Source organism: Stenotrophomonas sp. TWI1149, assembly GCF_039673155.1.
Classification (GTDB): domain Bacteria; phylum Pseudomonadota; class Gammaproteobacteria; order Xanthomonadales; family Xanthomonadaceae; genus Stenotrophomonas; species Stenotrophomonas maltophilia_AA.
Map to the genome: position 1 here is coordinate 145,050 of NZ_JBDJLB010000013.1, position 10,405 is coordinate 155,454.

Consider the following 10,405-nt stretch of genomic DNA (forward strand, 5'->3'; position numbering starts at 1 on the left):
GAAGGTCCCGCCCACGCAGGGGCCCGGGTTCATTCGTCGGCCCGGTCCGCGCGGATCAGCGCAGCTGGCCGACGTGGGCCACGCTGCATTCCGCAAGGGCCTGCAGGTCGTATCCGCCCTCCAGCATCGACACGATCCGGCCGGCCCCGTGGCGGCGGGCCAGCCCGCGCAACTCGGTGGTGATCCAGGCGAAATCCTCGGTTTCCAGCATCAGATCGGCCTGCGGATCGCGCATGTGCGCATCGAAACCGGCCGAGATCAGCAGCAGCTGGGGTCGGAAATCGTCGATGGCCGGCAGCATCTCGTCGGCCCAGGTGTTGCGGAAACGGAAGCCGCCACTGCCCGGCGGCAGCAGGATGTTCATCAGGTTGCCGGCCCCGCGGTCGCGGCGCAGGCCCGAGTTGGGGAACAGCCCGGCCTGGTGGGTGCTGTAGTAGGCCACGCCGGGATCGGCGATGAAGATGTCCTGGGTGCCGTTGCCGTGGTGGACATCGAAATCGACGATGGCGATCCGCTCCAGCCCATAGCGGTCGCGCGCGTAGGCGGCGGCGATGGCGATGTTGTTGAACAGGCAGAAGCCCATCGCGGTGCTGGCGCTGGCGTGGTGGCCGGGCGGGCGCACCGCGCAGAAGGCCACCGGGTCCTCGCCCAGCATCACCGCATCGACCGCCGCCACGCCGGCACCGGCCGCGTGCAGGGCCGCGCTGGCCGAGCCGGGCGAGGTCATGGTGTCCATGTCGATCAGGCGCAGCGGCTCGGTCTGGGGCTTGAGCACCAGGTCGATCAGTTCGCTGTCGTGGACCCGCGCCAGCTCACCGAGCTTGGCCGGCGGAGCCTCGCGCCAGTCCAGCTGGTCCGGATAGGCCGCCTTCAGCGCATCGAGCACCCCCTGCAGACGGGCCGGGCATTCGGGATGGCCGCGGCCGGGATCGTGTTGCAGACAGGCGGGGTGGGTGAAAACCAGCATGCGGGCAGGATATCCGGTGGGGCGGCAGGGCCGCTCAGGCGTGGCGGCGCTCGTGGCGCCAGAGCACCTCGCCGTGGCCATCCGCCCGGGCCAGTACGCGCGCGAGCACGAACAGCAGGTCGGACAGGCGGTTGAGGTAGTGCAGTGCTTCCGGGCGGACGGTCTCCCGGCGCGCCAGCGTGACCGTCTCGCGCTCGGCGCGGCGCACGATGGTGCGGGCCAGGTGGCAGCGCGCGGCGGCCTCGCCCCCGGCCGGCAGGATGAATTCCTTCAGCACCGGCAGGTCGGCGTTGTAGTGGTCCAGCTGCCGTTCCAGCGCCTCGATGTCGGCGGCGTGGATGGCGGCATGGCCGGGAATGCACAGCTCGCCGCCCAGATCGAACAACTGGTGCTGGATCACCGTCAGCAGGGCGCGGACATCCTCCGGCAGCGGCACCGCCAGCAGCACGCCGAGCGCCGAGTTGGCCTCGTCGACCGTGCCGTAGGCGGCCACCCGGGCGTCGTCCTTGGCCACGCGGCTGCCATCGCCGAGGCCGGTGCTGCCATCGTCACCGGTGCGTGTATAGATGCGGGACAGGCGATTGCCCACGAACGAGGCCGGCCGCGCTCAGCGCAGCACGTCGCGGCGCGCCTGCAGCAGCTTGCCGACCTGTTCGGTCGCCAACTGCAGCGCGGCCGCCAGGCCGACGTAGACCGCCGCGGTGCGCAGGTAGGGCAGGAACCAGTCGCTGTAGTTCTTCGCCCAGCCGTCGAGGGTCGGGGCGGCCACGTTGTCGCTGGTCCAGTAGAAACCGCCCTGGGCGAACAGATGGCAGACCGTCACCGCCGCGACCAGCAGCAGCGCGCCCTTGCCCAGCGCGGCCCAGGTGGCACCGTGGTAGCCGCGGCGCAGCAGCAGGCCGCCGCTCCACATCGCGAAATAGGCCGGCAGCAGCATCCAGTAGCCCGGCGAGACGCAGTAGTGCTGCCAGAAATCCAGGCCGCTGCGGCGGATCACGAGCCAGTCGACCAGCACCGCCAGCGCCATCAGCAGCGGGAAGGCCCAGCGGGTCCACGCGCGCAGGTAGAAGCCGCCGATGAAGAACACCGCCCAGGATGCATCCGGAATCGCCGCGAAATGGTTGACCCGCGTGGCCGCCATCAACAGCACGAGCACGGACAGGACGAAGGCGCGTTGGGCAGTGGAGGTCATGGCGGTGACGGGTGGGGGCAGGCATTCATTCTAGCGCCTGCTGCGGCAGCCCGCCGCACGCCGCCGGAACGGGCGAACCCTTATCATGGCGGGCATGAGTGAACGACATGATGTAGTGATCGTAGGCGGCGGGCTGGTCGGTGCCAGCCTGGCCATCGCCCTGGACCGCGCCGGCCGCGATGTCGGCCTGGTCGAGGCTTCGCCGCTGGGCGCGCTGCCGGCGGTGTTCGACCAGCGCAACCTCAGTTTCGCCGCCGCGACCGTCAACGCGCTGACCGCGCTCGGCGTGATGCAGACGCTGGCCGGTGCGCCGGGCGCGATCACCCGCATCCATGTCAGCCGCGCCGGCGATTTCGGCCGGGTGCAGATGGAGGCGGCGCAATACCAGCGTCCGTGGTTCGGACAGGTCGTGGTCGCCCGCGATTTCGGCCAGGCGCTGGAGGCGCGGCTGGAGACGCTCACCCGGCTGACCCGTTATCGTCCGGCGCGCTTCGTGCGCCTGGGCAGCACGGTGGACGGTTACCGTCAGGTCTTCATCGCCGATGACAGCGGCGAGCGCTGTCTGCTGGCACGTCTGGTGGTCGGCGCCGACGGGACCCGCAGTGGCGTGCGCGAGGCACTCGGCATCGGTGTGGATGAACATGATTTCGAGCAGACGCTGTTCGTGTCGCGGGTCCGCGCCGCGCGTGCGCCGGATGGCACTGCGTACGAGCGCTTCACCGACACCGGGCCGACCGCGCTGCTGCCGCGTGGCGACCGTCATTTCGGCGCGGTGCATGGGGTTGCCCGTGACCAGGCCGAGGCCGTGATGGCGCTGGACGATGCCGCCTGGGTGAACCGCCTGCAGGGCGCCATCGGCTGGCGCGCCGGCCGCCTGCTGGAGAGTGGCCCGCGCAGCGCCTATCCCTTGATCCAGGTGCTGTCGCGCGCGCTGGTCGGCGAACGCACCGTGCTGCTCGGCAATGCCGCGCAGACCATTCACCCGCTGGGCGCACAGGGCTTCAACCTGGGCCTGCGCGATGCATTGACGCTGGCCGAACTGGTGGCCGGGGCCGACGATGCCGGCAGCGATGCGCTGCTGCAGGAACACGTGGCCCGGCGCCTGGAAGACCGCGAGCAGACCATCGCGTTCTCCGGCGGGCTGGCGCGCCTGACCAGCAATCCGGCACCGCTGATGCGCCCGCTGCGTTCGCTCGGCCTGTTGGCGGCGCAGGCCACGCCGATGCAGTCGATGCTGGTCGGGGGCGCGATGGGTTTCCGCGGCCAGGTGCCGGCGCTGTGCCGCGGAGCCGGCCTGTGAGCCGGCGCCCGCAGGACGTGGTGGTGGTCGGTGGTGGCGTGGTCGGCGCGGCCTGCGCACTGGCGCTGGCCGATGCCGGGCTGTCGGTGACGCTGGTCGAAGGCCGCGAGCCGGCGGCCTGGCAGCCGCAGCAGCCGGACCTGCGCGTGTACGCGTTCGCGCCGGACAACGCGCAGTTGCTGGCCACGCTCGGCGTGTGGCCGGCGGTGACGGCCGCGCGCGCCTGTGCCTACCGCCGCATGCGGGTCTGGGATGCGGCCGGCGGCGATGAACTGCGCTTCGATGCCGACAGCCTCGGCCGCGAACAACTGGGCTGGATCGTCGAGAACGATCTGCTGGTGGACCGCCTGTGGGCGGCGCTGCCTGCGGCCGGCGTGCAGCTGTGCTGCCCGGCGCGGGTCGAGGCGCTGGAGCAGGACGCCGACGGGGTGCGCCTGCGCCTGGACGACGGCCGTCGCCTCGACGCATCGCTGGCGATCGCCGCCGACGGTGCCGAATCCACCCTGCGCCGCCTGGCCGGGCTGGAGGTGACCCGCCGGGAGTACGGCCAGCGTGGCGTGGTGGCGTATGTCGATACCGAAAAGAACAACGAAGCCACCGCGTGGCAGCGCTTCCTGGTGAGCGGGCCGCTGGCGGTGCTGCCGATCAGCGCGCAGCGCAGTTCGATCGTGTGGACGCTGCCCGATGCCGACGCCGAGCGCGTGCTGGCACTGGATGACGCGGCATTCGGGCGCGAACTCACCAACGCCTTTGCCGGCCGCCTGGGCGCGATGACGCTGGCCTCCAGGCGGGCGGCCTTCCCGCTGCGCCGGCAGCTGGCCACGGGTTACGTGGCCGGCCGCGTGCTCGCACTCGGTGATGCAGCGCACGTGGTGCATCCGTTGGCCGGGCAGGGCGTCAATCTCGGCCTGCGTGATGTTGCTGCGTTGCGGGCGCTGGTGCTGGCTGCGCAGCAGCGCCGCCAGGACTGGATGTCGCCGCACCGGCTGCAGCGCTGGGCACGCGAACGCCGCAGTGAGAACACCGTCGCTGCGTACAGCTTCGATGCGATCAACACGGTGTTCTCCAATGATGAGATGCACCTGACCCTGGCGCGCGGTCGCGCGCTGGGCTGCGCCGGCAAGCTGCCGCCGCTGGTGTCGATGTTCTGGAAGCGCGCGGCGGGGGTGTGACCCGCGCGCTCAGTCGATCAGCCAGCCGGCCAGGTCGGCGCGGTCCAGTTTGCCGCGCCGCTTCACGTCCAGCGCGTTGAATTCATTGGCCAGGGTCGGGTTGGCCTGCGCCTCGGCGCGGCTGATGAAGCCATCGCCGTCGACATCCAACGCCGCGAATGCGATGCGGTACTGGCCGACCACGCTCACCGGCTGCACCGAGCGCACCGTCACCGCCGCCTCCCCGGCCGGGGCGGCGAGTGTCACCTGATGGGTGACCTCGCCCTGCGACAGCGGCTGCGCGCGCACGCTCACCGGCACCTCGCGCAACGGTTCGCTGACCGCCGGTGACGGGGTGCGGACCTGGGCGAGGGCGAGCGTGGGCAGCAGCGTCAGCAGCAGGATGAGGCTTGATCGGCGTCGCATGGAAACTCCGTTCTTGACGTGGGGAGGGGGCGCCGGGCGACCGGCGCGTGCTTCGATCATTGCCGCGCGTTGCGCGGCCAGCCGGGCATGGCCCGGCCCTGCCATTGGTGCGCGTGGATCAGCGCAGCGGCGAGGCCAGCACCGTGATCTCTTCGCGGTCGTGGTACAGCTGCTTGGCGCGCAGATGCAGCGGCTTGCCCGCCTGCTCCTGGAACAGCTCCAGGCACATGCGGGTTTCGTCCCAGCGCTTTTTCATCGGCAGCTTGAGATTGAAGATCGCGTGCCTGCACCAGCCTTCGCGGAACCAGGTGGCCATGCGTTCGGCCACGCGGCGCGGTTGTTCGACCATGTCGCAGACCATCCAGTCCAGCGGCGTCTCCGGCTGCCAATGGAAACCATCGGCGCGCAGATGTTCGACCAGGCCGGTCTCCAGCACGTGCTCGCGCAGCGGGCCGTTGTCCACGCTGATCACCCTGACGTGCTGGCGGGTGAGCACCCAGGTCCAGCCTCCCGGGGCGGCGCCCAGATCGGCCGCGCGCATGCCCGGCTTGACCAGCAGCTCGCGCTCTTCCGGCGTCATCAGCGTGAGCAGGGCTTCGTCCAGCTTCAGCGCCGAGCGCGAAGGCGCATCGGGCAGCAGTTTCAGGCGCGGGATGCCCAGCGGCCAGGGCGCGCTGTCGCGGGTATCGGCCACGCACACAAAGGCATGGCGACCATCGACGAACACGATGTGCAGGCGCGGCAGGCCGGTGTTCGGCTTGTCGGTCAGCAGGCCGGCCTTGCGCAGCGCCGGGCGCAGCGCATTGCCGAATGCGCGGGCCAGGCCGGCCAGCGGCTTGCCTTCGTCCGAATCGGGATGCTCGACCCACATGTCGCCGAAGCGCTGCTGGCCCTGCAGGGCGGCGATGATCGGGGTGATGCGGTCGGCGGCATCGAGCTGCGGCAGCTCGGCCAGCACCTGCAGTTTCTGCCGGGCGAAGATCAGCGAACGCCAGGACAACGCCTTGGACAGCGCCGCGCCTTCCTCGGTGACGAACACCACGTAGCCGTCATTGCGCTGGGTGCGCGCATAGCCGGCGACGTTGGCATAGGCCGCGCGCTCGGACAGCTCGGCGGCCAGTTCCGGCTCAAACCCCTGGCGGCACAGGCACAGCAGGCCGCTCATCGCTTTGCGCCTGAAGCGCGGGAATCAGTAATGTGCACCGTTGGTTTCTCCATACTGGCGCAGGACCGCGCGCGCTGCATCGCGCTCGATGTCGCGCACGACCTCGATGCCACGCTTGTTGAGTTCGCCGATCCAGTCCGCCGGCAGGGGGCCTTCATCGAACGGGGTGAGTTCTTCCACATCCTGGGCGCTGGCACCGATCAGCAGGCGATCGATGCCGGCCCAGACGGTCGCGCCGTAGCACTGGCAGCACGGCTGCGAGGAGGTCGCCAGGGTGATCGGCGACAGCACATCGTTCAGGCGCGGCGTCTGCAGGCGCTGCTGGGCCAGCATGTAGGCCATGTTCTCGGCATGCGCCAGCGAGGTCGTATGCGGGACCACGCGGTTCACGCCCGCGGCGATCACACGATGATCCGGCCCAAACACCACGGCGCCGAATGGGCCGCCGGTCTGCGCCTCGACATTCAGGCGCGACAGCTCGATCGCCAGCGCGACCTTGTCGGCGTCCTCGGGATAGACACGGCCCAGATCAATCTGGTCGTGGATCCAGGCGGGCAGGGTGAGATGGACTTGCGCGTACAGCATCGGGACATGGACCTCGTGGAAGATGGAGCAGCGGCAGTGTATCGGGCCGTGCGTAGGGATGCCGTGCCCGCGCTGAACGCGGCCACGCGGGCGCCGGCGCAGGGCTGCGCCGATCGCAGGAGTGCTGGAGCGCAGGCCCTGCCGTGGCAGGGCCGCGCTGGAATGACACGATGGCCGGTGCCAGGCACCGGCCGGGTGCAGCTTACGCCGACCAGGTATCGCGCAGGGTCACGCTGCGGTTGAACACCGGCGTGGCCGCGGAGTGGTCGCGGCGATCGGCGACGAAGTAGCCCGTGCGCTCGAACTGGAACGACTGCTCGGGCGTGGCGCTGGCCGCGGCCGGTTCGACATAACCGGTGACGGTGCGGCGCGAGTCCGCATTGAGGTAATCGCGGTAGGTCTTGCCGTCGGACTCGTCGTCCGGGTTCGGCACCGAGAACAGGCGGTCGTACAGACGGATCTCGGCCGGCACCGCGTGCACGGCGCTGACCCAGTGGATGGTGCCCTTGACCTTGCGGTTGGCGCCTTCCATGCCCGGGCGCGATTCCGGATCCAGCCAGCCGCGCAGCTCGGTGATGGTGCCGTCGGCGTCCTTGATCACCTCATCGCAGCGGATGATGCCGGCGCCGCGCAGGCGCACTTCGCCACCCGGCACCAGGCGCTTCCAGCCCTTGGGCGGGACCTCGGCGAAATCCTCGCGCTCGATCCACAGCTCACGTGCGAACGGCACCTCGCGGGTCCCGAACGCCTCATCCTTGGGATGGTTGGCGAAGGTCAGGGTTTCTGAGTGGCCCTCCGGCAGATTGGTCAGCACCAGCTTGACCGGATCGACCACCGCCATGCGGCGTGCGGCGGCACTGTCCAGGTCTTCGCGCAGCGCGCCTTCGAGCACGCTGAAATCGATCAGCGAGTTCTGCTTGCTGATGCCCACGCGCTCGGCGAACAGGCGCATCGCCGCCGGGGTATAGCCACGACGACGCAGGCCCTGCAGGGTCGGCATGCGCGGGTCTTCCCAGCCGTCCACCAGCTGCTCGGTGACCAGTGCCATCAGCTTGCGCTTGCTCATCACCGTGTAGTTGATGTTCAAGCGCGAGAATTCGATCTGGCGCGGCTTGGCGGCTTCACGCGGCAGGCCGCGATCGACCAGCGGCTGGGTCAGCGCATCGTCGTGGGCGAAATCGACGTTGTCCACGCACCAGTCGTACAGCGGGCGGTGGTCTTCGAACTCCAGCGTGCAGAGCGAGTGGGTGATGCCCTCGATGGAATCGCCGAGTGCATGCGCGAAGTCGTACATCGGGTAGATCGGCCACGCACTGCCGGTGTTCTGGTGTTCGACGTGCTTGATCCGGTACAGCGCCGGGTCGCGCAGGTTGATGTTGCCGCTGGCCATGTCGATCTTGGCGCGCACGGTGCGCGCACCATCCGGGAATTCGCCCGCGCGCATGCGGCGGAACAGATCCAGGTTCTCTTCGACGCTGCGCTCGCGGAACGGCGACGGACGGCCCGGCTCGGTCAGGGTGCCGCGGTAGGCGCGCACTTCTTCGGCGGACAGGTCGCACACGTATGCCTTGCCATCGCTGATCAGCTTCTGCGCGGCCAGGTAATAGGCATCGAAATAGTCCGAGGCATGGCGCAGCTCGTTCCACTCGAAGCCCAGCCAGCGCACGTCATCCTGGATCGCGGCCACGTACTCCGGATCTTCCTTGGCCGGGTTGGTGTCGTCGAAGCGCAGGTTGCACACCCCGTTGAACTCGCCGGCGATGCCGAAGTTCAGGCAGATCGACTTGGCGTGGCCGATGTGCAGGTAGCCGTTGGGCTCCGGCGGGAAGCGCGTCTTGATCGCGGCATGCTTGCCGGCCGCCAGGTCCTCGCGGACGATCTGACGGATGAAATCCCGTTTTTCCTGGGCTTCCGGAAGGGCGTCGGTGGGGGCGGCGGTAGACTCGGACATGATGCGCGGTCGCAGTTAAAAGGCAGAAAGACCACCAGTTTAGCCTGTCGGGGGACGCGCCACCGCATTCGCGCTGTCGCCCCACGTTTTGCTGCGCAAACCGCGGGCCCCATCTCACCATCACCCAGACCCCCGCGCCTTCGGCGCCGCCCCCTGACTCAGGGGGCTCCCCTCCAGATGCATTCGGTAGTGCCTGGATGATGACAGCCGCGGGTCGGCACGCCTGCAGCCCCCGGGCGTATGCTGGCCCCATGCCCTCCGGAGCCCGCCCATGCACGTGATCTACCAGGCCGACAATCTGTTCGATGCCCATCTGGTCAAACACGCCCTGGAGGACGCCGGCATCCCTGCGTTCGTCTTCGGGGAATCGCTGCTGGGCGGGATGGGCGAGCTCCCGCTGTTCGGCGTCCTGCGCGTCTGCGTCCCCGATCTGGCCCGTCCCGAAGCGGAAGACATCGTCGCCCAACTGGACTTGGGCACGGCCCCGGACGACCCCATATTCGACGGAGACGAAAGCGCCGGCCTGTTGCCGGCCTAGGAGAACGCCATGTTGGGTATTGGAAACGGTCTGTTGGGCATCGGCGCCTTCAAGCAGCGCCTGCCGCGCCCGGAAGAAGCGTTGCCGGGCCGCGACCAGCCCCTGCCGCTGCTGCACAACCAGCATTACGTCAACAGCCATCCCCTCAAGGACAGCTTCACCGGCCTGGCGCGCATCCGCTTCGCCATGGGCTGCTTCTGGGGTGCCGAGCGCAAATTCTGGACCATCCCGGGCGTCTACTCGACCTCGGTCGGCTACGCCGGCGGCGTCACCCCGAACCCCACCTACGAAGAAGTCTGCTCCGGCCTCACCGGACACACCGAAATCGTCGAGGTCGTCTACGACCCCGCCGTCGTCCCGCTCGAGCGCCTGCTCCAGGTCTTCTGGGAAAGCCACGACCCCACCCAGGGCATGCGCCAGGGCAACGACACCGGCACCCAGTACCGCTCCGCGATCCACGCCACCACCCAGGCCCAGCTCGACGCTGCCCTGGCCAGCCGAGACGCCTACCAGCAGCGCCTCAACGACAGCGGCTACGGCCCGATCACCACCGACATCGCCTTCCCCGCGCCCGAGTACTACTACGCCGAGGATTACCACCAGCAGTACCTCGCCAAGAACCCCAACGGCTACTGCGGCATCGGCGGCACCGGCGTCAGCTGCCCCATCGGCGTGGACGCCTGATACCCCGGAGCCGACCAACGGTCGGCTCTACCAGGTCCAGCAGACAGCCCTAGGCTCGCCGCTCTACTGCTCTCCCCAACGCACCAGCCATGTGTCGACGGCGCGGTGTGGGTGGGTTTGCAGGACCGTCGGAGCGGCATGGATGCCGCTCACGAGCCCCCAGGGATGGGTTTACGGCGCGTCCAGCAAACCCACCCACACCGCGCCAACCCCAACGAAAGTGAGCGGTTGCGGTTGCCGTAAGCGCCAAAAACAAAAGGCCCCGCAGAACGGGGCCTTTTGTCGCACAGCCAACCGCCAGCGCTTACAGCCGCTCGCGGATCGTCTGGCGCAATGCCTCCAGATCCTTGGCGAACGCATCGATGCCGCTCGCCAGCTTCTCCGTCGCCATCGGGTCGGCTGCCAGATCCGCCGCAAACCGCGCGCCATCGATCGGCGTCACCTGG

At 69.3% G+C, this 10,405-nt stretch carries 11 protein-coding genes and 1 pseudogene; 4 read left to right on the forward strand and 8 right to left on the reverse strand.

Annotation, left to right across the window (positions count from 1 at the left end; all coding sequences use genetic code 11):
* Positions 1 to 55 precede the first annotated feature (55 nt).
* Genes ABE424_RS15535 through ABE424_RS15545 form a run of 3 tightly spaced genes read right to left on the reverse strand, consistent with a single transcriptional unit; the run spans position 56 to position 2,159 of the window.
* A complete protein-coding gene (locus tag ABE424_RS15535; RefSeq protein ID WP_346478257.1) occupies positions 56 to 967 on the reverse strand; it encodes a histone deacetylase family protein in 912 nt (303 codons plus the stop codon).
* 34 nt (positions 968 to 1,001) lie between these two features.
* Positions 1,002 to 1,556, reverse strand: a complete 555-nt coding sequence (locus ABE424_RS15540; protein ID WP_346490038.1) for a cob(I)yrinic acid a,c-diamide adenosyltransferase — start codon at positions 1,554 to 1,556, stop codon at positions 1,002 to 1,004.
* Positions 1,557 to 1,574: 18 nt separating this feature from the next.
* Positions 1,575 to 2,159, reverse strand: coding sequence for a hypothetical protein (locus tag ABE424_RS15545; protein WP_346491314.1), 585 nt, complete (start codon positions 2,157 to 2,159; stop codon positions 1,575 to 1,577).
* Between the two features lie 94 nt (positions 2,160 to 2,253).
* Here ABE424_RS15545 and ubiH point away from each other — a divergent pair, with 94 nt between their 5' ends.
* Entirely contained in the window at positions 2,254 to 3,459 is a 1,206-nt protein-coding gene (gene ubiH / locus ABE424_RS15550; protein WP_179460811.1) for a 2-octaprenyl-6-methoxyphenyl hydroxylase, read from the forward strand.
* The gene (locus ABE424_RS15555; RefSeq protein WP_346491313.1) at positions 3,456 to 4,631 is read left to right on the forward strand and encodes a UbiH/UbiF family hydroxylase; all 1,176 of its coding nucleotides are present in this window, start codon (positions 3,456 to 3,458) and stop codon (positions 4,629 to 4,631) included. The genes ubiH and ABE424_RS15555 overlap by 4 nt, the downstream gene beginning before the upstream one ends.
* 9 nt (positions 4,632 to 4,640) lie before the next feature.
* On the opposite strand, the gene ABE424_RS15560 is transcribed toward ABE424_RS15555, so the two are convergent.
* The 4 genes from ABE424_RS15560 to ABE424_RS15575 form a co-directional block, all read right to left on the reverse strand.
* Complete coding sequence (locus tag ABE424_RS15560; RefSeq protein ID WP_346491312.1) at positions 4,641 to 5,036, reverse strand: EF-hand domain-containing protein; 396 nt, start codon at positions 5,034 to 5,036, stop codon at positions 4,641 to 4,643.
* A 118-nt stretch (positions 5,037 to 5,154) separates the two neighbouring features.
* Positions 5,155 to 6,201, reverse strand: coding sequence for a 23S rRNA (cytidine(2498)-2'-O)-methyltransferase RlmM (gene rlmM / locus ABE424_RS15565; protein WP_346491311.1), 1,047 nt, complete (start codon positions 6,199 to 6,201; stop codon positions 5,155 to 5,157).
* 24 nt (positions 6,202 to 6,225) lie between these two features.
* Positions 6,226 to 6,786 (reverse strand): nucleoside deaminase, encoded by a 561-nt coding sequence (locus ABE424_RS15570; RefSeq protein ID WP_179460815.1) that lies wholly within the window; start codon positions 6,784 to 6,786, stop codon positions 6,226 to 6,228.
* Positions 6,787 to 6,988: 202 nt separating this feature from the next.
* The gene (locus tag ABE424_RS15575; protein ID WP_346491310.1) at positions 6,989 to 8,737 is read right to left on the reverse strand and encodes a glutamine--tRNA ligase/YqeY domain fusion protein; all 1,749 of its coding nucleotides are present in this window, start codon (positions 8,735 to 8,737) and stop codon (positions 6,989 to 6,991) included.
* A gap of 271 nt (positions 8,738 to 9,008) precedes the next feature.
* On the opposite strand from ABE424_RS15575, the gene ABE424_RS15580 reads away from it, so the two are divergent.
* Entirely contained in the window at positions 9,009 to 9,275 is a 267-nt protein-coding gene (locus tag ABE424_RS15580; protein ID WP_176990334.1) for a DUF2007 domain-containing protein, read from the forward strand.
* A gap of 30 nt (positions 9,276 to 9,305) precedes the next feature.
* Entirely contained in the window at positions 9,306 to 9,959 is a 654-nt protein-coding gene (msrA, locus tag ABE424_RS15585) for a peptide-methionine (S)-S-oxide reductase MsrA (RefSeq protein ID WP_346491387.1), read from the forward strand.
* Between the two features lie 304 nt (positions 9,960 to 10,263).
* Here the strand turns inward: msrA and ABE424_RS15590 are convergent.
* Positions 10,264 to 10,405, reverse strand: a pseudogene (locus tag ABE424_RS15590) (transaldolase); the annotation flags it as partial.

Excerpts from the sequence above, each read along its gene's own strand:
- ABE424_RS15535 (WP_346478257.1), bottom strand. The coding sequence starts at position 967 with ATGCTGGTTTTCACCCACCCCGCCTGTCTGCAACACGATCCCGGCCGC.
- ABE424_RS15545 (WP_346491314.1), bottom strand. The coding sequence starts at position 2,159 with ATGACCTCCACTGCCCAACGCGCCTTCGTCCTGTCCGTGCTCGTGCTG.
- ubiH (WP_179460811.1), top strand. The coding sequence starts at position 2,254 with ATGAGTGAACGACATGATGTAGTGATCGTAGGCGGCGGGCTGGTCGGT.
- ABE424_RS15560 (WP_346491312.1), bottom strand. The coding sequence starts at position 5,036 with ATGCGACGCCGATCAAGCCTCATCCTGCTGCTGACGCTGCTGCCCACG.
- rlmM (WP_346491311.1), bottom strand. The coding sequence starts at position 6,201 with ATGAGCGGCCTGCTGTGCCTGTGCCGCCAGGGGTTTGAGCCGGAACTG.
- ABE424_RS15570 (WP_179460815.1), bottom strand. The coding sequence starts at position 6,786 with ATGCTGTACGCGCAAGTCCATCTCACCCTGCCCGCCTGGATCCACGAC.
- ABE424_RS15575 (WP_346491310.1), bottom strand. The coding sequence starts at position 8,737 with ATGTCCGAGTCTACCGCCGCCCCCACCGACGCCCTTCCGGAAGCCCAG.
- ABE424_RS15580 (WP_176990334.1), top strand. The coding sequence starts at position 9,009 with ATGCACGTGATCTACCAGGCCGACAATCTGTTCGATGCCCATCTGGTC.